22 protein-coding genes are annotated in these 20,840 nt (G+C 66.4%); 8 read left to right on the top strand and 14 right to left on the bottom strand.

What is annotated here, in order from left to right:
• Window position 1 precedes the first annotated feature (1 nt).
• Complete coding sequence (locus G6N32_RS06085) at window positions 2–1,180, bottom strand: acyl-CoA dehydrogenase family protein (RefSeq protein WP_115316768.1); 1,179 nt, start codon at window positions 1,178–1,180, stop codon at window positions 2–4.
• A 93-nt stretch (window positions 1,181–1,273) separates the two neighbouring features.
• Between G6N32_RS06085 and G6N32_RS06080 the strand changes: the two genes are divergently transcribed.
• Window positions 1,274–1,870: a carboxymuconolactone decarboxylase family protein gene (locus G6N32_RS06080; protein ID WP_410432549.1), complete on the top strand. Its 597-nt coding sequence runs from the start codon at window positions 1,274–1,276 to the stop codon at window positions 1,868–1,870.
• Between the two features lie 117 nt (window positions 1,871–1,987).
• Window positions 1,988–3,727, top strand: a complete 1,740-nt coding sequence (locus G6N32_RS06075) for an APC family permease (protein WP_115316770.1) — start codon at window positions 1,988–1,990, stop codon at window positions 3,725–3,727.
• On the opposite strand, the gene G6N32_RS06070 is transcribed toward G6N32_RS06075, so the two are convergent.
• The 7 genes from G6N32_RS06070 to G6N32_RS06040 all read right to left on the bottom strand — a co-directional run bounded on the left by G6N32_RS06070 (window position 3,724) and on the right by G6N32_RS06040 (window position 10,775).
• Entirely contained in the window at window positions 3,724–4,404 is a 681-nt protein-coding gene (locus tag G6N32_RS06070; RefSeq protein ID WP_232077521.1) for a YoaK family protein, read from the bottom strand. The two genes, G6N32_RS06075 and G6N32_RS06070, sit on opposite strands and share 4 nt — an antisense overlap.
• The gene (locus G6N32_RS06065; RefSeq protein ID WP_232077519.1) at window positions 4,401–5,963 is read right to left on the bottom strand and encodes a gamma-glutamyltransferase family protein; all 1,563 of its coding nucleotides are present in this window, start codon (window positions 5,961–5,963) and stop codon (window positions 4,401–4,403) included. Before G6N32_RS06065 ends, G6N32_RS06070 begins: the two co-directional genes overlap by 4 nt.
• 16 nt (window positions 5,964–5,979) lie before the next feature.
• Window positions 5,980–6,747 carry an amino acid ABC transporter ATP-binding protein gene (locus G6N32_RS06060; protein ID WP_410432551.1) on the bottom strand — a complete coding sequence of 256 codons (768 nt, stop codon included), beginning with the start codon at window positions 6,745–6,747 and terminating at the stop codon, window positions 5,980–5,982.
• 17 nt (window positions 6,748–6,764) lie between these two features.
• Entirely contained in the window at window positions 6,765–7,547 is a 783-nt protein-coding gene (locus tag G6N32_RS06055; RefSeq protein ID WP_115316773.1) for an amino acid ABC transporter permease, read from the bottom strand.
• A 15-nt stretch (window positions 7,548–7,562) separates the two neighbouring features.
• Window positions 7,563–8,423 (bottom strand): ABC transporter substrate-binding protein, encoded by an 861-nt coding sequence (locus G6N32_RS06050; protein ID WP_115316774.1) that lies wholly within the window; start codon window positions 8,421–8,423, stop codon window positions 7,563–7,565.
• 130 nt (window positions 8,424–8,553) lie between these two features.
• Complete coding sequence (locus G6N32_RS06045) at window positions 8,554–9,228, bottom strand: TetR/AcrR family transcriptional regulator (RefSeq protein WP_115316775.1); 675 nt, start codon at window positions 9,226–9,228, stop codon at window positions 8,554–8,556.
• Between the two features lie 44 nt (window positions 9,229–9,272).
• Window positions 9,273–10,775 (bottom strand): gamma-aminobutyraldehyde dehydrogenase, encoded by a 1,503-nt coding sequence (locus tag G6N32_RS06040; protein ID WP_115316776.1) that lies wholly within the window; start codon window positions 10,773–10,775, stop codon window positions 9,273–9,275.
• A 167-nt stretch (window positions 10,776–10,942) separates the two neighbouring features.
• Between G6N32_RS06040 and G6N32_RS06035 the strand changes: the two genes are divergently transcribed.
• The 6 genes from G6N32_RS06035 (at window position 10,943) to G6N32_RS06010 (ending at window position 16,639) form a co-directional block, all read left to right on the top strand.
• The gene (locus tag G6N32_RS06035; RefSeq protein WP_458574296.1) at window positions 10,943–11,413 is read left to right on the top strand and encodes an Lrp/AsnC family transcriptional regulator; all 471 of its coding nucleotides are present in this window, start codon (window positions 10,943–10,945) and stop codon (window positions 11,411–11,413) included.
• The gene (locus tag G6N32_RS06030; protein ID WP_083121588.1) at window positions 11,410–12,789 is read left to right on the top strand and encodes an aspartate aminotransferase family protein; all 1,380 of its coding nucleotides are present in this window, start codon (window positions 11,410–11,412) and stop codon (window positions 12,787–12,789) included. The genes G6N32_RS06035 and G6N32_RS06030 overlap by 4 nt, the downstream gene beginning before the upstream one ends.
• On the top strand, window positions 12,786–13,778 hold the full coding sequence (locus G6N32_RS06025; RefSeq protein WP_115316777.1) for an SMP-30/gluconolactonase/LRE family protein: 993 nt from the start codon (window positions 12,786–12,788) through the stop codon (window positions 13,776–13,778). Before G6N32_RS06030 ends, G6N32_RS06025 begins: the two co-directional genes overlap by 4 nt.
• A gap of 67 nt (window positions 13,779–13,845) precedes the next feature.
• The gene (locus G6N32_RS06020; protein ID WP_163789152.1) at window positions 13,846–15,081 is read left to right on the top strand and encodes a D-alanyl-D-alanine carboxypeptidase family protein; all 1,236 of its coding nucleotides are present in this window, start codon (window positions 13,846–13,848) and stop codon (window positions 15,079–15,081) included.
• 493 nt (window positions 15,082–15,574) lie between these two features.
• Window positions 15,575–16,075, top strand: coding sequence for a hypothetical protein (locus G6N32_RS06015; protein WP_115316778.1), 501 nt, complete (start codon window positions 15,575–15,577; stop codon window positions 16,073–16,075).
• Between the two features lie 240 nt (window positions 16,076–16,315).
• Window positions 16,316–16,639 carry a phage terminase small subunit gene (locus G6N32_RS06010; protein WP_115316779.1) on the top strand — a complete coding sequence of 108 codons (324 nt, stop codon included), beginning with the start codon at window positions 16,316–16,318 and terminating at the stop codon, window positions 16,637–16,639.
• A gap of 76 nt (window positions 16,640–16,715) precedes the next feature.
• On the opposite strand, the gene G6N32_RS06005 is transcribed toward G6N32_RS06010, so the two are convergent.
• The 6 genes from G6N32_RS06005 to trpS form a co-directional block, all read right to left on the bottom strand.
• Window positions 16,716–17,282 carry a hypothetical protein gene (locus tag G6N32_RS06005; RefSeq protein ID WP_147291945.1) on the bottom strand — a complete coding sequence of 189 codons (567 nt, stop codon included), beginning with the start codon at window positions 17,280–17,282 and terminating at the stop codon, window positions 16,716–16,718.
• Between the two features lie 96 nt (window positions 17,283–17,378).
• Window positions 17,379–17,612 carry a hypothetical protein gene (locus G6N32_RS06000; RefSeq protein ID WP_115316780.1) on the bottom strand — a complete coding sequence of 78 codons (234 nt, stop codon included), beginning with the start codon at window positions 17,610–17,612 and terminating at the stop codon, window positions 17,379–17,381.
• Between the two features lie 81 nt (window positions 17,613–17,693).
• Entirely contained in the window at window positions 17,694–17,903 is a 210-nt protein-coding gene (locus G6N32_RS05995; protein WP_115316781.1) for a hypothetical protein, read from the bottom strand.
• A gap of 32 nt (window positions 17,904–17,935) precedes the next feature.
• Window positions 17,936–18,421, bottom strand: a complete 486-nt coding sequence (locus G6N32_RS05990; RefSeq protein WP_147291946.1) for a hypothetical protein — start codon at window positions 18,419–18,421, stop codon at window positions 17,936–17,938.
• Window positions 18,422–18,735: 314 nt separating this feature from the next.
• Window positions 18,736–19,767 (bottom strand): inner membrane protein YhjD, encoded by a 1,032-nt coding sequence (yhjD, locus tag G6N32_RS05985; protein ID WP_115316783.1) that lies wholly within the window; start codon window positions 19,765–19,767, stop codon window positions 18,736–18,738.
• Between the two features lie 19 nt (window positions 19,768–19,786).
• Entirely contained in the window at window positions 19,787–20,803 is a 1,017-nt protein-coding gene (trpS, locus tag G6N32_RS05980; RefSeq protein WP_115316784.1) for a tryptophan--tRNA ligase, read from the bottom strand.
• Window positions 20,804–20,840: the final 37 nt, after the last annotated feature.

Raw genomic sequence — 20,840 nt, 5'->3', positions numbered from 1 at the left:
CTCACCGTCCGTAGGAGGGCATGCTGTTGCCACGCTGGGCGATGACGTCGCGGAGCACCTCGTTGGTACCGCCGCCGAAGCGCATGAGAGGCGCGAACCGGTAGAGCTTCTCGAACCGCCCGCCGGCCGGCGCCTCCGAATTACGGTGCGCGAGGAGACCTTCGGCACCAAGCAGATCGATACCCAGGTCGGCGATGCGCTGCCGCAACTCGCTGCTGAAGACCTTCTCTACGCTGACCTCCACGGTCGGAATCACCCCGCCCGCCAACAACGACGACGCCTCGTAGCCCATCAGCCCGGCGACCTCGACATCGGCCTCGGCCTGGGCCAGCCGGCGACGGAAGCCGGGATTGTCGATCGGAACGGTGCCGTCACGGCGCGGCATCCGTGCCAGCACCTGCAACTCGTCGAGTGCACGCCGCAGGTCCCCGGCATTGGTCAGCGCGCCGCGCTCCAGATCGAGGGCGCCGGTGATGTAGGACCAGCCGCGGTTCTCCTCCCCGATCAGGTTGGTCACCGGGACCCGCACGTCGTCGAAGAAGACCTCGTTGGTCCGGTAGCCGGACCACGCGATCAACGGGCGGATCCGGACACCGGGGCTGTCCACCGGAACGACGATCACCGAGATTCCCCGGTGGCGCTGGGCTTGGGGATCGGTGCGCACGCAGAGCCACTCGTGAGTGGATCGCTGCGCGCCGCTGTTCCAGATCTTCGATCCGTTGATCACCCATTCGTCGCCGTCACGGACCGCCTTGGTGCGCAGCGACGCGAGGTCGGTGCCGGCGTCCGGCTCGGAATACCCCAGCGCGCAGGTCATCTCGCCGCGCGCGATGAGCGGCAGGAACTCGCGTTTGTTCTGCTCGGTGCCGTGCCGCATGATCATCGGCGCGATCGAGGTGACCGTCAGATCCGGGCCCGGCGCACCCCAATACTCGAACTCGGTCATCAGCAGGTGCAGGTGCACCGGCCCCAACCCGAGGCCGCCGTACTCCGCAGGCCAATTCAGGCCGAACCAGCCCTTGGCGCCGAGTTTGCGGCGAAACGCCGCAACCTCGCCGCCCGGATGCTCCAGATTGTGTTCGGCGATCTCGGCACGAAGGGCGTCAGTGACGTTCTCCCGCAGGAATTCCCGCACCTCCGCCAACCACGCGCGCTGTTCGGCGTCGAGGTCGAAATCCACAAGTCAGCACCCTAGCCGAATAGTTAGTCCGTCAACTCAATATTGACCGGTATCGGGGTGTCACATTTCCGGTCCCGAAAGCATCTCGAGTACATGAGCACACCTGAGCACATGAGCAACCAGGCACGACTGGAACCCCTCACCCCGGACAAGGCCCCGTTGCTGACCCGGCTGATGTACCGCTGGGCCAAGCGACGCTTCGGCGAGGTCCCCGAACCGTTCGCCGTCTACGCCCATCACACCCGCCTGATGGTGGCCAACGCGGTCCACGAAGGGCTGCTGCAGAACGCCTCGAAGGCGCTGCCCGCCGACGTCCGCGAACTCGCGGTGTTCTGGACAGCCCGAACCGTCGGCTGTTCATGGTGCGTGGACTTCGGACAGATGCTGATGCGCCTCGAAGGACTCGACCTCGAGCGGCTCTCGCATATCGACGACTACGCCACCTCACCGCTGTACACCGACGACGAGCGGGCAGCGATCGCCTACGCCGACGCCATGACGACGGACCCGCACACGGTCACCGATGAGCAGGTCGACGACCTGCGTCGGCGTTTCGGCGCCGGCGGGGTGATCGAGCTGACCTATCAGGTGGGGATCGAGAACATGCGCGCCCGGATGAACTCGGCGCTGGGCATCACCGAACAGGGCTTCGGGTCCGGCGACAGCTGCCGGGTGCCCTGGGCCACCTGACCACCGATTCCATTGCCCTGTTACCACCAGGAAAACAATTCCGCAGATTCTCCGCACGCTGGCGACTGAAACCGTAGTCTCGTCTCGTTTCATTCAGGCGTTTAAGCAGGAGATGCCATGAGTAAAGGTGAGCTCACCCTCGAGCCCGGAGGCTCGGCCCCGTCGACCGTCGAGAGCAAAGGCCTCAAGGGCGGTGCACTGGGGTTGCTGTCCAGCATCGTCGTCGGCATGGCCTCGACCGCGCCGGCCTATTCGCTGGCGGCGACGCTCGGGCTGATCGTGGCCAGCGGCGGAGCGCTGCTGGCCGGGGTGAAAGCCCCGGCGATCGTACTGATCGCGTTCATCCCGATGTACATGATCGCCGTCGCCTACCAGGAATTGAACAAGGCCGAACCGGACTGCGGGACCACGTTCACCTGGGCATCACGGGCCTTCGGGCCGCTGATCGGCTGGCTCGGCGGCTGGGGCATCATTGCCGCCGACGTCATCGTCATGGCCAACCTCGCCCAGATCGCCGGCGCCTACTCGTTCACCTTCGTCGGCGACCTCGGCTGGCACTCGGTGGCCGATCTGGCCAACAGCACCCTGTGGTCGACGGTGGCCGGAGTCATCTGGATCATCGTGATGACCTACATCTGTTACCGCGGCATCGAGGTGTCGGCGCGCATCCAGTACGGCCTGCTGGGCATCGAGCTCGTGGTGCTGGTGGTGTTCTCGATCGTGGCGTTGATCAAGGTGTACGCGGGCAAGGCGGAGACCTATTCACTGCACCCGTCGCTGTCCTGGTTCTGGCCCGGCGGCCTGGACTTCGGAACCGTGATAGCCCCCGCCATCCTCACCGCGATCTTCATCTACTGGGGCTGGGATACCGCGGTGGCGTGCAACGAGGAATCCGAGGACCCCGGCACCACGCCGGGACGCGCCGCGGTCATCTCGACTTTCCTGCTGCTGGCGACGTACGCGCTCGTCAGCGTCTCGGCCATCGCGTTCGCCGGCACCGGAACCGACGGCATCGGCCTGGGCAACCCGGACAACGCCGCGGACGCGTTCGCCGCGATCGGTCCGGACCTGTTCGGCGACAGCGTGCTCGGACACATCGGCCTGCTGCTGCTGTCCGCATCGATCCTGACCTCGGCGTCGGCGTCCACCCAGACGACGATCCTGCCGACTGCCCGGACCACCCTGTCGATGGGCGTCTACCGGGCGCTGCCGCAGTCGTTCGCCAAGATCCACCGCACGTACCTGACCCCCACCACCTCGACCATCGTCATGGGCGCGGTCTCCATCGGGTTCTACGTGTTGTTCACGTTGATCAGCTCGAACCTGCTCTCTGCGCTGATCGGCTCGGTCGGCCTGATGATCGCCTTCTACTACGGCCTCACCGGTTTCGCCTGTGTGTGGTTTTACCGCAAGGACCTCACCGCCTCGACGCGCGACTTCGTCATGCGCGGGGTGGTGCCACTGCTCGGCGGCCTGATCCTGCTGGTGGTGTTCGCCTACGGCCTGATCCAGTACGCCAAGCCGGACTGGCTGACCGACGCCGACGGCAACAACGTCACGATCTTCGGGTTCGGCGCGGTGGCCGTCGTCGGCATCGGCGCGCTGGTGCTGGGCGTGATCCTGATGGGGGTCTGGTGGCTGATGTCGCCCGACTTCTTCCGCGGCCGCACCCTGTCACGGCGCTCGAGCGCCGACCTGGTGCTGACCCCGGCCACCGCTGTCGAAGCGCACTTCGGCCTGCCGGACTCCGGGGACATGCCGACGGTCATCTCCCCCGATTTGTCGAATCTCCCGCCGGGCGAGACCGCCCTCAACCCGGAGACCGGCGAGGAGTTCACTCGGGGGCCGCAGGCCTAGGGCAGCTCAGCGCGGGGCCACATCCGGTGACCGGCGACGGCCACCGCGGCGGTGATGACCGCCGCCAGGTACACCGGGGATCCGGGGTGCAGGCGTAACAACGAGGCGCCGCAGAATGCGCCGGCGATGATCACCACGACAGCCCACAACCGGCGGTGCTTCAACCACGTCATCCCGGGGCCGAACAGCGTCTCGCTGGCATAGGCGGTGAGCGTGGACGTGACCACGACGGTGGTCACGTCGGCGACGGCCAGCATCCGTGCCGTGGCCGCCTGAGCGCCCATCAGCGTCGCCAGGGTGGCGGCGATGCCGACGCCGACCGCCGACTCGCCGTCGACGCGGGCGAGCGTGAGCACGGTGGCCGCGGCGGCGAGCACCACGGCACTGGTGGCGAACACGGCCGTGACGATCGGCCGCCAGCCGCCGGGATGGCGTTGCAGCAGACGGCCCACCGCCGCGGCGCCCATCACGTAGGCGGCCAGTGCCACCAGCGGTCCGGCGACGGGGAGTTCGTCCTCACCGGCCATGCCCATCCCGAGGATCACCACATTGCCGGTCATGTTCCCGGTGAACACCCGGTCCAGCGCGAGATATCCGACCGCGTCCAGCAACCCGGTGACGAAGGTGAGCGCGAGCATCAGCCACAACTGCAGATGCGTGCGCACGAAGGCGGTCACGGCTGCGGGCGGGGGTAGTGCGCCACCACCGCGGCGCCGTCCGACCGGGGATCCGACGCCGCGGTCATGGAGCCGCCGGAATCGACGAAGACCACATTGGCCTGGCCGAGAGCTTCGGTACGCGGCGGCACCTCCGTCGCGGTGAAGCCCGCCGCACGGATCGCGGCCGCAGCGGCCGGATCCAGGTCGGCCTCGACGGTCACGCTGTCCGGGCCGCCGCCGCACTGGGAGCCGACGATGGCGCGGGGCGCGGCAACCGCTTCGACCGCCGTGGCGCCGCCCAGTGCCCGCAGCAGGATCTGGCCGAGGATCTGCGGCTGACCCTGTCCGCCCATGGTCGACAACACGTGGCCGATCCGGCCCTGCCGCAGCGTCATCGCCGGCATCAGCGTGTGCGCCGGGCGCTTTCGCGGCGCGATCACATTCGGCGACGCCGGGTCCAGGCTGAACCCGCAGCCGCGATTGTGGAACAGCACACCGGTGACCGGATCGATCAGTCCGGACCCGAACGCGTGATAGACGCTCTGGATGAGCGACACCGCGTATCCCTCGCCGTCGACGACGGCGATACCCACGGTGTCCCCGCGAGGCACGCCCGGCGGGCGGCTGACCGGCCCGGAATGGTCGCCCATCGCGGCGACGTCGACGGCGGCGTACCGCGGGTCGGCAAGTTGGCTGTCGCGAATCCCGTTGCTGCGGTGGAAGGCCCGCAGCAACTCACCCATGCCGTCGCCGACCGGGTCGTTCAGCCCGCCGGCATGCACCGCACCGAGCGCATGCAGCAGCAGAAAGCCTTGGCTGTTGGGCGGGCTCGTCAGCACGGTCAGGTCGCCGAATTCGGACCGCAACGGCTCGACGACCTCGACCTGGAAGTCGGCGAAATCGGCTTCGGTGACCCACGACTGGTGGGTTCGCAGGTAGCCGACGGTGCGTTGGGCGAGCTCCCCGCTGTAGAACTCGTCGGGTCCCTCGGAGCGCAGCGTCGCCAACGTATCGGCCAGCGCCGGCTGCCGGAACGGCTCGCCGACCCGCATCGGTGCGCCGTGCGGGCGGAACACCCGGTCGAAGTCGGCGGTTCCGATCAGATCGCGATTCTCGGGATCCTCGAGGTGGGTGGCGAGCGACGCGGGCACCGGCACACCGTCGCGGGCCGCTGTCTCGGCGGCGCACAGTGTTGCACTCCACGAGACCCGGGAACCCAAGCGGCGCATGGCCTCCCACCCTCGTACCCCGCCCGGCACCGTCACCGCAGCCGCACCGCGCGCAGGCAGCCAGTCGCCGTGCTCGGCTCGCAGGGCAGCGGCATCCACCGCGGCACCGGCCCAGCCGGAGGCGTTGATACAGCTGACCGCGCCGTCCGGGGTTCGGATCAGGGCGAACAGATCGCCGCCGAGGGCGACGTTGTGCGGGTAGACCACCGTCAGCACACCGGCGGCGGCGATCGCGGCGTCGATGGCGGTGCCACCGCTGCGCAGGATCGCGGTCCCGGCATCGGTGGCCAGGGCGTGCGGGGTAGCCAGTGCTGCCACTACTGGCTGCCCGCCGAGGGCGGCAGACACGAGAAGATTCACTCCTTCAGCGGATGGTGGAAAGGAACGCCTTGGTGCGGTCATGCTGCGGGTCGGCGAACAGTCGCTCCGGTGGCGCGTCTTCGATGACTCGGCCGCCGTCCATGACGACGATACGGTCGGCGGCGTCCCTGGCGAACCTAATCTCGTGTGTGACGACCACCATGGTCATGTGCTCGTCGGCCAGCTCACGCATCACCGCCAGGACCTCGCCGACCATCTCGACGTCCAAGGCACTGGTGGGTTCGTCGAACAGCATGACCTTGGGCCGCATGGCCAGCGCGCGGGCGATGGCCACCCGTTGTTGCTGTCCCCCGGAGAGCTGGCTGGGACGGGCATCGGCCTTGTCGGCCAGGCCCACCCGGCCCAGCAGCGCGATGGCGTCGCGACGCGCCTCGTCCTTGGCCACGCCGAGCACGCGGACCGGCCCGTTCCAGACGTTCTCCGCGGCGGTCATGTGCGGGAACAGGTTGAAGTGCTGGAAGACGAAGCCGATCTCGCGACGGCGGCGCGCCAACTCGCTGATGCTCACCTTCTTGGTGCCGTCGGAGTCGCGGTGGCCGATCGGTATCCCGCCGATCAGGATTCGGCCGGCGTCGACGGTCTCCAGCTGATTGAGCGATCGCAGCAGGGTGGTCTTTCCCGCTCCGGAGGGACCGATGAGGACGACGACTTCGCCGCGCATGATGTCCAGTGAGACGTTGTCGAGCACCGTGCGACCACCGAGGGTACGTGAGACATTCTGCACCGAGACGATCGGAAGTTGTTCTCCCACTTGGCTCACCGTGGACCTCACACCTGGGCTTCGACGGGCGCGGCGGCGCGACGGGCCCCCAGCAGCCGCGCAGTGATACGGACACGCTGGTTGATGCCGAGCTGGCGTGCCAGCCTGTTCTCGATCTCGGCCTGGATCACGGTCCATATCGTGGTCAGGGCAAGGTAGTACAGGGCGGCGACGATGAAGATCTCGAAGGTGTGGAAGGTCGCGGAGCTGATCGACTGCGTCACCAGGAACATCTCGCTGACACCGATCACCGACAGCACCGAGGTGGTCTTCATCATGCCGTTGAACGAATTGCCCATCGGCGGGACCATGACACGCAGTGACTGCGGGACGATGATCCAGCGCATCACCTTGGCCGGCTTCATCCCTAGGGACTCGGCGGCCTCGAATTGGCCTCTGGGTACCGAATCCAAACCAGCGCGGATGATTTCGGCGATATAGGCGCTCTCGTTGATCGTCAGTCCCACGATCGCGGCCTGGATCGCCGCCTTGACCGACAACCCGAACAGCGACACGTCGTGGAACTGGTACAGGCCAACCGCCGCCAGACCGGTGTAGATGATGACCAACTGCACCAGTAGCGGAGTTCCGCGGACTGCCCAGATGTAAATGCTTGCGCACCAACGCAGAACCGCGAATCGAGAACGGCGTAACAGCGCTACGACCAGGCCCACGATGGTGGCCAACACCATCGCCACCGCGGAGATGACGATGGTGAGAACCAGGCCGTCGAGGAAACGCTCACTGGGAGTGAACAGCGACTTCCAGAAGAACTGCCAATCGAAGTGCACGCCGGGAATCTCCCGTCACTTCTGGATGTCGAGATCGGTCTGGCCCCAGTCACCGAGGATCTTGGCATAGGTGCCGTTGGCCTCGAGTTCGCCGAGCGCCTTGGCGATCGCGTCGTGCAGCGCGGTGTCGCCTTTCAGCGTGGCGGCGCCGATCTTGATGGTTCCGAAGGGTTTTCCGGCGAGCTGGATCTGCGCACCGGTCTTGGTGGCGTAGTAACCAAGTGTCTCGGCGGTATCGAGATAGGCGTCGACCTGCCCGTTCTGAACTTGTTGCAGGGCAACGTCGGCGTGACTGTTGCGGGTGATGTCGATCTCGGGCTTGCCTGCCGCCGTGCACTTTCCGGACTGTTCGACCGCCAGCTCCTCGGCGGTGGTGGCGACCGCGACGATCACCTTCTTGCCACACAGGCTGTCGTCCATGCCGGTGATAGCGGCGGGATGCTCCTTGGACACCGCAATCCCGGTGCCGGAGTACACATATGGCACGAAGTCGACGACCTTCTCCCGCTCCGGTTTGATGTAGAGCTGGGCCATGATCACGTCACACTGCTTGGCCTGCAGAGTGGGGATCACCGACGAGAACGCCGTTTCGACGAATTCGGGCTTGAGTCCCATTTGGGCGGCAAGGGCTTTGGCCAGGTCGACTTCGCTACCGACCAGGGCTCCGCTCTCGTCGTGGTAGACACTCGGCGGGGTGCCGTCGTTGGGTGCGCAGACCTTGAGCGTGCCGGCCTGCAGGATCGCCGGCGGCGCGACTGCGGCCGGGCCGGTCGGCGCGGCGTCGGTGGAATCCGACGAACAACCGGTCAGCGCCGCGGCAAGAGCAGTACCGACGGCGATAGCGGCGCGGGTGCGGGTCGAAAAGGGTGCAGGCATCGGGGCCTTCCGAAATCTGGTGGGACCTGAAAGTTCGACCAGCCGTTGTCGATAGTCCGCTCGGAGCGGGTCTATCGAACGATAGGTGACTATCGATTGATAGGCAACAGATAGCGAAGGGCCGGTGGCGCTAGCCCCGCCCGCGGGGAATGGCGGCCAGCCGCGCCGTGGTGGCGGCCTGCACATCGGCAAGATCGCCGTGGTCGACCAGCAAGGCACGCAGCACGAAATCGGCGGCTTCAAGGGGGCGACGCCCACGCACCTGGCCGCCGGGTCCACCTTGTTCGCGCAGCGTCTCGAACAGCACGCCGTTCATCGCGCGCTGGACGAACCCTGGTTCGAAGGCGACGAACTCCCCCGCCTCGCAGCCCGCGGTGACGACCCGCTCCACCAACTCGTGGAACACCGCGATACCGGCGCGCTCGTCGGCGAGCTCGGCGAGTCCCAGCACGGCATCCTGGTAGAGCCCGCGCGAATCGAACGGCTGATCCAGCGCCTGGCGCACGTCGCAGGCGATGGCCAGGTGCAGCTTCGCCGCCCAGCTGATGTCCTCGGCCAGGTACTGGCGGATGCGAGCCACCGACGGTCCGAGGTCCAGTTCCACCAGGGACTGGTAGATGGCGTGCTTGGCCTCGAAGTGGTGGAACAGCGAGGGCTGGCGGATCTGCACGGCGTCGGCGATATCGCGGGTCGACGTACCGAAGAACCCACGCTGGGCGAAAAGACTGGCCGCGGCCAGCAGGATGCGACCCCTGGTCGACGTCCAGTCCACCTCGGGAGGCTGCCAGTCAGGCCCGTACTTCACCGCCAGATTGTGTCACCACCGCGGCAGGGACCCGAATCGGACACTTACCGCTTCTTGAAAATTGTTCGGTGCCAATCCTTTTCGGCAACACCGGTGATATCACTCATCACGTGCTTGATGGTCAGGTACTCCTCGAAGGAGTAGTCGCTCATGTCCTTGCCGAAGCCGGACGCGCCGACCCCGCCGTGCGGCATCTCGCTGATGATCGGGATGTGGTCGTTGATCCACACGCAGCCGGCGTTGATCTCGCGCGAGGCGCGCTGGGCGCGATAGACGTCGCGGGTCCACGCCGAGGCGGCCAGTCCGTAGTCGGTGTCGTTGGCCTGGCGCAGCGCGTCGTCGTCGCCGTCATGGGTGCGCACGGTCAGCACCGGGCCGAAGATCTCGTCGCGATAGACCTCGGAGGTCTCGGCGACGTCGGCGATCAGCGTCGGCAGGTAGAACGACCCGGGCCGGTCCGGGACCGCACCGCCGGTGACGACGCGTCCGCCCTCGCCGGGCGCCCGGGCCACCATCGCCGCGACCTTGTCGCGGTGGGCCGCCGAGATCAGCGGCCCCAGGTCGGTGTCGGGGTCCTGTGGGTCGCCGACGACCATCTTGCCCATCAGTTCGGCCACCCCGGCGACGAAGTCGTCGTAGAGATCGCGGGCGACGATCGCGCGGGTGGCCGCCGTGCAGTCCTGCCCGGAGTTGATCAGCGACCCGGCGACCGCTCCGTTGATCGCGGCGTCCAGATCGGCGTCGTCGAACACCACGAACGGCGCCTTGCCCCCGAGCTCCAGTTGGGTGCGGTGACCATGGACAGCCGCTGCGGCCATCACCCTCCTGCCGACGGCTGTCGAACCGGTGAACGTCACGACGTCGACATCGCGGTGGCCGGCCAGGGCCGAGCCGGCGTCCGCGCCGGCTCCGGTGATGACGTTGAGCACGCCGTCGGGCAGGCCGGCCTCGGTGGCCAGCCGGGCCAGCGTGAGGGTGGTCAGCGGGGTCAGCTCGGCTGGCTTGATGACCACCGAACAGCCGGCAGCCAACGCAGGCAGCACCTTCCACACCGCCATCTGCAGCGGATAGTTCCATGGCGTGATCGTCGCGACCACCCCCACCGCTTCGCGCCGGATGGATGACGTGTGGTCACCGCTGTACTCCCCGGTGGCCTTGCCTTCGAGGTGGCGGGCGGCCCCGGCGAAAAAGGCGATGTTGTCGATGCTGCCGGGCACGTCGAACTCGGTGGCCAGCCGCACCGGCTTGCCGGTCTGGCTGACCTCTTCGGCGGCGATCTCCTGCGCGTGGGCGTCGACGAGTTCGGCCAGCTTGGCCAATACCGTGGCCCGCTCGACGGGGGTGGCCCGCGACCAGCCGCCGAGTGCGGCGCGGGCGGCGGCCACCGCGGTGTCGACGTCGGCGGGCTGGGCGAGCGCCAGCTCCGCGACGACGCTACCGTCGGCGGGGTTGATGACCTGGTGGAGGCTGCCGCCGGTCACCAGCGGGGCACCATCGATCCAGCTACCGGGCACAATTCGGGTCTTGTCAGAGGTGAGTGCGGTCACCGCCCCACGGTAACCGACTCTCTCAGCGACTGCTACGCATTCCCGCAGTATGGGTGGGTTATCGCCACCAATTTCATCGATCTTGTTGCCTTAAACAACTGATTCCGTGCACAATCATGGGCATGCGTGACTCGGGTGTACCGGCCACTCGGTTTCCCGTCCGCGCCATTGGGGCGGGTGGAAACGGGCCCGTCCAGTTGGACGAGATGTCCAAGGCCATTATCGAGAAACTGCAGCAGGACGGCAGGCGTTCCTACGCCGCGATCGGCAAGGCCGTCGGGCTGTCGGAGGCGGCGGTGCGCCAGCGGGTGCAGCGCCTGGTCGACTCCGGGGTGATGCAGATCGTGGCGGTCACCGATCCTCTCCAGCTGGGATTCAGCAGGCAGGCGATGATTGGCATCCGCTGTACCGGGGACACCACCAAGGTGGCCGAGAAGCTGGCACAGATCGACGCCGTCGACTACGTGGTGCTCACCGCGGGCACGTTCGACGCGATCGCGGAGGTCGTGTGCGAGGACGACGCCGAGCTGCTCGACTTGCTCAACACCGAGATCCGCGCTGTACCCGGGGTGACCTCGACCGAAACCTTGGTCTATCTCAAACTCGTTAAACAACAATACAATTGGGGAACACGATGAGTACCACCACGCTCGATCTCACAGCGGAGCTGTCGGCCAAGGCCGACCGCCACCTGTGGGGCCACTTCGCCCGGCACGGTGCGGGGCTGACCCCGCCGATCATCAGCCGCGGCGAAGGCGTGTACATCTACGACAGCCACGGCAAGCGCTACTTCGACGGCCTCTCAGGTCTTTTCGTGGTCCAGGCCGGACACGGCCGCAAGGAGCTGGCCGAGGCCGCCGCCAAGCAGGCCGAGACCCTCGAGTTCTTCCCGCTGTGGTCCTACGCCACCCCGCCGGCGATCGAACTGGCCGACCGGCTGGCGAATTACGCTCCCGGTGACCTGAATCGGGTGTTCTTCACCACCGGCGGCGGCGAAGCGGTCGAGAGCGCATGGAAACTGGCCAAGCAGTACTTCAAGCTGACCGGCAAGCCGGGCAAGTACAAGGTCATCTCGCGGGCCATCGCCTACCACGGCACCCCGCAGGGTGCGCTGGCCATCACCGGCCTGCCCGACTTCAAGAAGCCGTTCGAACCGTTGACCCCCGGTGGTTTCCGGGTGCCCAACACCAACTTCTACCGTGCGCCCGCGCCGTACGACACCGACATCAAGGCGTGGGGACAGTACTGCGCCGACCGCATCGCCGAGGCCATCGAGTTCGAGGGTCCGGAAACGGTGTGCGCAGTCTTCTTGGAGCCGGTGCAGAACGCCGGCGGTTGCTTCCCACCGCCGCCGGGATACTTCGAGCGGGTCCGCGAGATCTGCGACGAGTACGACGTGCTGCTGGTGTCCGACGAGGTGATCTGCGCGTTCGGCCGGATCGGTTCGATGTTCGCCTGCGAGGACATCGGCTATCAGCCCGACATGATCACCTGCGCCAAGGGCATGACGTCGGGCTACTCGCCGATCGGCGCGATGATCGCCAGCGACCGGCTGTTCGAGCCCTTCAGCGACGGCAAGACCGTCTTCGGCCACGGCTACACCTTCGGCGGGCACCCGGTGTCCTCGGCGGTGGCGCTGGCCAACCTCGACATCTTTGAGCGCGAGGGCATCAACGATCACGTCAAGACCAACGCCCCGATCTTCCGGGCCACTCTGGAGAAGCTCCTCGAACTGCCGATCGTCGGTGACGTGCGCGGTGAAGGATTCTTCTACGGCATCGAACTGGTCAAGGACAAGACCACCCGGGAGACCTTCAACGACGACGAGAGCGAGCGGCTGCTGCGCGGCTTCCTGTCCTCGGCGCTGTTCGAAGCCGGCCTGTACTGCCGCGCCGACGACCGTGGCGACCCAGTCGTGCAGCTGGCGCCGCCGCTGATCAGCGGGCCGAAGGAATTCGACGAGATCTACGACATCTTGCACCGGGTGCTCAGCGAGGCCAGCCGCCTGCTGTGACCGGGGCCGCCAAACCCCCGATCGATCCCGTGCGGTGGCAGCCGCCTCCCCTTCGGCGCCTGCCACCGCCGGATCTCTCCGGGTCGCTGCGGGTGATCGGCGTTCCAGGTCATGCTCCCGAGGACGTCGTCGTCGACGCCGACGGCACGCTCTGGACCGGAACCGACAACGGGGCGATCGTGCGGATCCGGACAGGACGCGCCCCCGAGGTGGTGGCCAACACCGGCGGCCGACCACTCGGGCTGGCAGTGGCCCGCGACGGCCGGCTGCTGATCTGCGACAGCCACCGTGGGCTGCTGCGCCTCGATCCGGCCACCGGCTCATTCGAGACCCTGGTGGGCGAGGTAGCCGGACGGCCGTTGACGTTCTGCAGCAATGTCGTCGAATCATCGGATGGCACAATCTTTTTCACCGAGTCGACGTCGCGCTTCCATTACGAGTACTACAAGGGCGCCGTGCTCGAGGCCCGGCCCAGCGGGTCACTGTTCCGCCGGGACGTCGACGGCACCGTGACGACGCTGGCCAGTGGGCTGCGCTTCGCCAACGGGGTGACGCTGACCGCCGACGAGTCGGCCTTGGTGGTCGCCGAGACGACGGCCTGCCGGGTGTCGAAGTACCCGTTGACGGGCTCGGGGATCGGTGAGCCGGTGCCGCTGATCGAGCACCTGCCCGGCTATCCGGACAACATCTCCACGGCCCCCGACGGACGCATCTGGGTGGCGCTGGTCAGCGAACGCAACGCGGTCGGCGAATGGCTGGCTCCACGAGCTCCGGTGGCGCGGCGGCTGATGTGGCGACTGCCCTATGGCTGGCTGCCCAGCCCCAAGCCGGTGGTGTGGGCGATATCCATCGATCTGGACGGCACGGTGCGCTCGCAGGTGCGGACCGCCGATCCGCGGTTCGCGCTGGCCACCGGGCTCGTCGAGCATGACGGCACACTGTGGCTGGGGTGCATCGGGTCGTCGGCAGTCGCGTGTCTCGATTTGTAACACCAACCACTCCTGTCACAGCGCGGCTCCCCGGTTTCGGGGCTCCGATCCCCTACTCTGCGAGTCGATGGCGAGCTCGAAGATCTTCACGCGGGGTGCTGCCGCGGTGGCCGCGGCGCTGTGCGTCGTCGGCACATCGGCGACCGCGTGGGCCGACCCGGACCCCAACACCTGCCCCTACCGGGTGACCACCCCGCCGGCCGTCGACTCCTCGGAGGTACCGCAGGCGGGCGACCCGCCGCAGCCATTGCCGGTCCCGGCCAAGCCGGTCGGTGGCGACGCCCTGGCGCGCTGCGGAGTGATCGTCGCGGCGGGAACACCGCCGGTCCCCGACGACATCTCGGCCGAGTCCTGGCTGGTGGCCGACCTCGACACCGGCGACATCATCGCCGCGCGTGATCCGCATGCCCGGCACCGCCCCGCCTCGATCATCAAGGTCCTGATCGCGATGCAGTCGATGAACGAGCTGCCGCTGAACAAGATGGTCAATGGCACTCAGGACGACGCCAACGCCGAGGGCACCCGGGTCGGCGTGGACGAGGGCGGCAAGTACACCGTCAACGATCTTCTGCACGGCCTGCTGATGCACTCGGGCAACGACGCCGCACACGCGCTGGCCATGCAGGTCGGTGGCTGGGACACCGCGCTGCAGAAGATCAACACGCTGGCCCGCAAGCTCGGCGGGCAGGACACCCGTGCGGCCACCCCGTCCGGGCTGGACGGCCCGGGCATGAGCACGTCGGCCTACGACATCGGCCTGTTCTACCGCTACGCCTGGGAGAACCCGACGTTCGCGAAGATCGTCTCGACCCAGAAGTACGACTTCCCCGGTCATCCGGCCAAGCCGGGCGAGGACGGCGACCATCCGGGTTATGAGCTGGAGAACGACAACCAGCTGCTCTACAACTACCCCGGCGCGCTCGGCGGCAAGACCGGCTACACCGACGACGCCGGGCAGACGTTCGTCGGCGCCGCCAACCGCGACGGCCGCAGGCTGGTGGCGGTGCTGATGCGCGGCACCCGCCAGCCGATCCCGCCGTGGCAACAGGCCGCGCACCTGCTCGACTACGGCTTCGCCACCCCGCCCGGAACCCGGATCGGGAACCTGATCGACCCGGATCCCTCCCTGCTGCCGCCCAAGCCGGATGCCGCCGCCGCCGTCAAAGCCAGTGGCACCCAGCTGCTTCCCGAGGCCGACGCGGTGCCGGTGCGGGTGGGCGTCGGGGTGGTCGGCACGCTGGTGGTGTTCAGCCTGATCATGATGGCGCGGGCCATCAATCGCCGCCCGGTGCGCGGGCGTTAGCTAGTCGCGTCCCAAACCTTTAGGTGGCTCTGTCGCTTGCGCCGCGCGCCGGAGTGACACGATAAGTGCCCGCCTCCGAGCGACTCAGGCATCACCCGCCCAGGTGCGGGATGTCAGCTAGCGAGTACGCGGTGATTCCGCATTGCACCCCTCGATCGGCCGCCTAAGCGTTTGCTAAGAATGCTTCTCTCGGCGTGTTGTGAGATGCGACACGCCAGCTTTATCACGGGCAAAGGTCTTACGACCTGGGAATTTCAAAATTGTTATTCGGAACATGTTGTATCTCTTCTCGCTGTCGGCCACTAGGGCTAGTGTTGACTGCGAGGACCGAACGACGAAGCCCCCGACAACGGGTAATTCGCTGCCGAGGGCCACGCCTGCATTGGGAAGATGCTGAGGGCGACGGTACACGAGGCAAGTTCCGCACCGAAGACGGATCGCGGAATGCGGACTACGTGTTTCCGGTAGTCGGCCTTAGAGAGCAGTACCAGTCATGAATGCACGCAACGATCCGCTGGACGATCTGATTCCCCGGTTCATCGCCGAGGCTGTCGAGTTTCTGGCGATGAAGGCTGACGTCGACCCGCCGCCGAAGATCGACACCGGGAATCCGGTACTCGATTTCATGCAGAACTGGGAAGAAGTCAAGAGGCACATCCACCGGTGCGGTCAGGCTCTGGCCGGCCGTCAGCCTGAGGTAGCGCAGCGTCTCGACAACATCATCTCGCTCGGCAACGCCATCAAGAAGTTGACGGATGATCCGAACATCCTGAACCCGGTTGATGGGGTGGTCATGCGGATGATCGATGAGCGCGCCGAGTACGGGAAGATCATCCCGCAGATGGCCAACGCTACTTCGATTTCGACGGTCATCTCGCTGATTGGCGAGCTGCTGGGATTCGGCAACCGGACGATCGCCCGCCGCAAGGAGATCGCCGAGATGCTGGAGGCCATGCGTATGTACAACGGTCGCTCCCCTCGCCGGTCCGCCTAACCGCTCGACGTCAAAGGCGGCATTCCCTTCGGGGGATGTCGTCTTTTTCGTTATCGCTCAATAAGTTCCGCGTCTAGCGCCCGCGAGATGTACCGAGCAGCTTGTCGGCGCGACACGTCGAACTCCTCCAGCACAGCCGCGTGGCTGCGCTGGCGTGCGCTGAGGCGACCCGGGCGAGGAAGTCGGGCGTGTACTGCGACGTCGTGCGATCAGCCCCGGTGTGGACCGTGAAATCACCGCATGCGAGCTACCAAGGGATTCACTGACCACGACTGGTCCTACTTGCTGGACGCCGCAGTGCTTCACGCGCAGTTGCGGCCTCGGCTGGGCAGCATCACCAAGATCGCGGGCGAGCTTCGACAGCGTCTCTCGAAGTTCGGCGTCACTCCTGCGGACCGTGCCCGACTACGGATCATGTTCGTCACCGCCGACGAGGCCGAGGAAGCCAAGCGCCGCGCCGACGAACTGAATGGCCGTGTGGTCGCGACCGGCAACCCGCGACGCCTCACCGCGCTGTCGTTCGAACACACCCCAGCAGGATTAGGGGCATCCTCGGACGCGTGAGCGCTACTCATGAGAGATGACCGCGCACATACGAAGTGGGCAGCACCGTGCGAACCAGGCGCCGGCAGCGGATCACTTATGGGACCGTGTCCGCGGGGTCGTTCGGGACCCCTAATTCGCTGCGAATAAGACCGAGCGCCGATTCCAGTCTTTTCTCGAAGCCTTCAATCTCGCGGGCAAGTCTTCCTGCGGCACCCCCTGCGTGCGGTTCCTGGCGAGCAATCCGCCATGCCAAACGCAGCGCTATAGCCGACGTGTAAACCGTTGTGGCCGCGTGCTGAACCTTCGGCGAGCCATAGATGGCCATCAGGTTTCGAGCCTTCCTCAAGTCATCTCGCGATGGAGTTAGAGGAAGCGGAGTGTCAGTTCCAAGAAGTCTTCCGTACGCTTCGAGTTGCTCTTTATACTCGTACGCCGCCTGATAGAAGGTGACGTACGCGTCTCTGCGCTGTTCGTACGTCCTAGCCTCATCCTCGCGCTTCCACCTCGCACTCTCCCTCTCCAGTTCACGCCGCCAAGCCACAGATTCACGTTTGTCAGCACGGTGCTGAGTGACCCATACGCCCCCAAGTCCCGCAACAGCCGTACCGCAAAGGCCTATCGCGGCGACAATCAGTGGAACCCACAGCGGCGTTGAGCTCATCACAAGATCATCCTGCGTTCGCGTGGGCTCGTCGCGATAAACACGCCGCCTTCGCGCTTCGCACACTCGGGCGGCCGTTGTGACGGTGCGGGGTCGTCATGACGCTTCGGCCACTTCATTCTTTGCCTTCGCGGCTGCACGTTCGGCGACCCATGCCACGTAGGCCTTCTTGATCTTGGGCACGTCGACCCTCGCGAAGACGTACGCCTTGCCGTCACGGCTGAACATGCCGTCGGCTTTGCCTGAGCGGAGAAATACGCGCAACGCCTTCGGGTCGGTGTCGTGGGCGGTCACGATCGCCTTGGTGTCGAGCGTTGTGGGTGTGGTCACGGTCGGTCCTTTCGTTGGTGTGTGCAACAGCAACGTAAGAGACATCGAGGGCGAACCTAACCCCTACCGGCAGTTAGACTTTCAGGATCCCTTGAGCACGTACGTGAAGTGATACGTGGCAACGGGACCGTCGATATGCGGCGATCCCCCCATGTCCAAGCTCCTCCGGTCGACAGATTCACCCTCATCGAGACTGGCTTGGATGTTCTCCCAGGCTCGACGTTCCGCCTCCTGGTACGAGTCGCGGTCGTTCTTCACGGTCACAGTGCCTTTGCACTGGGTTGCGGTCATGCCCGATATTCTGCCCGGAGGTGGTGACCCAGTCACGAAGGCGGTGCATCCTCGAAGTTCGCCGGGTCCGACAGCGCGGCCATGAAGTCCGCAAGCGGCCCGAACGCCCGGTCGCCGTCGAGGTCCATTTCGAGTTCGCCAACTCGCTCGAACCAGTCGACGACGACTCGGCCCTGCTCGTGGCTGTGCGAGGACCACTCGTAGCGAAAGCCCGACTGACGCAGCCAGATGTTCTCGGCCTCGTCGTCCTGGTCGTTCCACCAGTCGGAGAACAATTCCCCCGTGGGCTCGAAGCGCCACCCAGCCGGTTGCGAAGGGACAGAGGATAGTTCGGCTTGGCGAGCACTCAGCGCTGCGATACGTTGATCCAGCTTGGTGCGTTGGGGAGTGCCCTGCTTGAAGACGCCCACACCCAGCTGATCGGTCAAGTCCTCCAGCACGCTGTTGACCTCGCTCAGCTCGTCGGTGTGGTCATTGCCCGCGAACCAGACTCGGCGCCGTCGTTCGAGTGGTCCCATGTTCTTTAGGGTCTGGCGCTCGACCTCGGCGTCGGCGTAGTCAAGCGGAATCGTTTTGGTTCCCGCACGGTCCCTCGGCTGTCTGCGCTGACGAACAGCGATAGCGAGGCTTTCGGCCAACGCCACCCTTGAGCCGGTATGCGGCCAGATCGAACAGGCGGCGCACGATGCGATCCGCACGGAAAAGACGATTACGTCGAACTCACCGCGTCGTGTGGTCAGCCACTTGCCAAGGTGCGGTCGGTCGAACGGCGTCGTCTTGCCGGCGGGCACGTCCAGGTCTTCAGCGATCCCTACCTGCACCGGTAGCGGCGCTAGTCGCGCCGCCCGCCGCGCCACAGCCGCGAAACACCCAGTGCACCAACAGCACCCACCGCCATCGCGGCGACCGCCTGCCGGGTGCTCAGACCGTCATCCGGCCCCACCCGCGGCGAAATGACGGCCGGGCCGGGCGCCGGAACCGGGTCGGGGCGCAGGTTGTCCTTCGACGTCGCAGCCCACGCGGTGGCGAACAACACCAGCCGAGCGGTGATGTAGGCGAACACCATCAGCCCCAACACCGGCCCGAACGTCGCACCGGCCGGACCGTGCACCACCGACCGCAGATAGATCGACCCGACCAGCTTGAAGATCTCGAACGCCACCGCGGCCATCAGCCCGGCGCGCACGCTGCTGCGGAAGCTGACCGACTCACGCGGCAACCTGGCGATCATCCAGCTGAACAACAGCCACGACACTGCCCAGGACATCACCAGCGAGGCGATGCGCAGCACGGTGCCCAGCCCGAACAAGTGCGGCACGCCCAGCCAGTCGAGCACGTTAGTCATCAGTTCCGGATTGGCCAGTGCGGACAGCGCGATCGTGAGGATGAGCGCGACGAAGACCGACAGCAGCACCACCAGATCCGACAGCTTGGTGCGCAGAAAGCTCTGCTCCTCGACGCGCTGATCCCACATCTGGCTCAGCGCCTCCCGCAGATTCGCGATCCAGCCCAGCCCCGCCCACGCCGCGGTGGCCAGACCGATCACACCCACCGAGGTGCGGGAGTCGATCGCCGAATCGATGAGCCCGATCAGCTGCTGACCGAAGTCCCCGGAAACGGTTGTCCTGATCCGGTTTTCGACATCGTCGAGCAGGTCCGGCCGGCTGGCCAGGACGAACCCGCCGGCCGCGAAGCCCACCATCAGCAACGGGAACAGCGCGAAGATCGTGAAGTAGGTGATGCCCGCCGCGTAGAAGTCGCCCTTGACCTTCTGATAGCGCATCCCCGCCCGGATCGTATGGTCGATCCAGTGATAGCGGGCCCGCAGCCGGTCGAGGCGACCCGGTTCGGCCGGTTCTGACATGCCCAGCCCCTCGCAGTGTCTACGAACTCGTCGGCAGAAACCCTAACCGGTCGTATACCCGTCCGATGGTCTTCGCAGACACCTCGCGGGCCCGGTCGGCGCCCTTGGCCAGAATCGCCTGCAGTTCGCCCGGATCCGCGAGCAGCTCGTCGACGCGCTGCTGCAGCGGAGTCACGTATTCGACGACGGCGTCGGCGGTGTCTTTTTTCAAGTCGCCGTAGCCGCGGCCGGAATAACCGGCCACCAACGTGTCGATGTCGGTGCCGGTCACCGCCGACTGGATCGACAGCAGGTTGGACACCCCGGGCTTGGCGTCGACGTCGAAGCGGATCTCCCGCTCGCTGTCGGTGACCGCCGAGCGGATTTTCTTCGCCGTCACCTTCGGGTCGTCGAGCAGGCTGATCAGGCCGGCCTCGGTGGCCGCGGACTTGCTCATCTTGGCCGTCGGCTCCTGCAGGTCGTAGATCTTGGCCGTCGCTTTGGGGATCATCGGCTCCGGGATCACGAAGGTGTCGGGGAAGCGGACGTTGAACCGCTGCGCGACGTCGCGGGCCAGCTCCAGATGCTGACGCTGATCCTCACCGACCGGCACCAGATCGGTGTCGTAGAGCAGCACGTCGGCGGCCATCAGCACCGGATAGGTGAACAGGCCCACGGTCGTCGCCTCCGCGCCCTGCTTCTGCGACTTGTCCTTGAACTGTGTCATCCGCGAGGCCTGGCCGAACCCGGTGAAACAGCCCAGCGCCCAGGCCAGCTCGGTGTGCGCGGGCACGTGGCTCTGCACGAAGATCGTCGCGCGGTCGGGGTCGATACCCAGCGCCAGGTACTGGGCGGCGGTCACCAAGGTGCGGTGGCGCAGGGTGGCGGGGTCCTGCGGCACGGTGATCGCATGCAGGTCCACCACGCAGAAGAACGCGTCGTAATCGTCCTGCAGCCCGACCCACTGCCTGATCGCGCCGAGGGCATTGCCCAGGTGCAGCGAATCTGACGTCGGCTGGACGCCGGAGAAAACGACACGACGAGATGAGCTGTTCATGGTGCGTCAATCCTGTCACGAGTCCCATCCAGGACCG

This window comes from Mycolicibacterium aichiense (genome assembly GCF_010726245.1).
Lineage (GTDB): Bacteria > Actinomycetota > Actinomycetes > Mycobacteriales > Mycobacteriaceae > Mycobacterium > Mycobacterium aichiense.
This window is presented reverse-complemented; position numbering and strand designations above follow the sequence as displayed.

Bases quoted from the DNA above. Each gene is read 5' to 3' on its own strand.
- trpS (WP_115316784.1), bottom strand. From the start codon at position 20,803: ATGAACAGCTCATCTCGTCGTGTCGTTTTCTCCGGCGTCCAGCCGACG.
- G6N32_RS05990 (WP_147291946.1), bottom strand. From the start codon at position 18,421: ATGGGACCACTCGAACGACGGCGCCGAGTCTGGTTCGCGGGCAATGAC.
- G6N32_RS06080 (WP_410432549.1), top strand. From the start codon at position 1,274: ATGAGCACACCTGAGCACATGAGCAACCAGGCACGACTGGAACCCCTC.
- G6N32_RS06015 (WP_115316778.1), top strand. From the start codon at position 15,575: ATGAATGCACGCAACGATCCGCTGGACGATCTGATTCCCCGGTTCATC.
- G6N32_RS06050 (WP_115316774.1), bottom strand. From the start codon at position 8,423: ATGCCTGCACCCTTTTCGACCCGCACCCGCGCCGCTATCGCCGTCGGT.
- G6N32_RS06030 (WP_083121588.1), top strand. From the start codon at position 11,410: ATGAGTACCACCACGCTCGATCTCACAGCGGAGCTGTCGGCCAAGGCC.
- G6N32_RS05995 (WP_115316781.1), bottom strand. From the start codon at position 17,903: ATGACCGCAACCCAGTGCAAAGGCACTGTGACCGTGAAGAACGACCGC.
- G6N32_RS06075 (WP_115316770.1), top strand. From the start codon at position 1,988: ATGAGTAAAGGTGAGCTCACCCTCGAGCCCGGAGGCTCGGCCCCGTCG.
- G6N32_RS06010 (WP_115316779.1), top strand. From the start codon at position 16,316: ATGCGAGCTACCAAGGGATTCACTGACCACGACTGGTCCTACTTGCTG.
- G6N32_RS06020 (WP_163789152.1), top strand. From the start codon at position 13,846: ATGGCGAGCTCGAAGATCTTCACGCGGGGTGCTGCCGCGGTGGCCGCG.
- G6N32_RS06005 (WP_147291945.1), bottom strand. From the start codon at position 17,282: ATGAGCTCAACGCCGCTGTGGGTTCCACTGATTGTCGCCGCGATAGGC.
- yhjD (WP_115316783.1), bottom strand. From the start codon at position 19,767: ATGTCAGAACCGGCCGAACCGGGTCGCCTCGACCGGCTGCGGGCCCGC.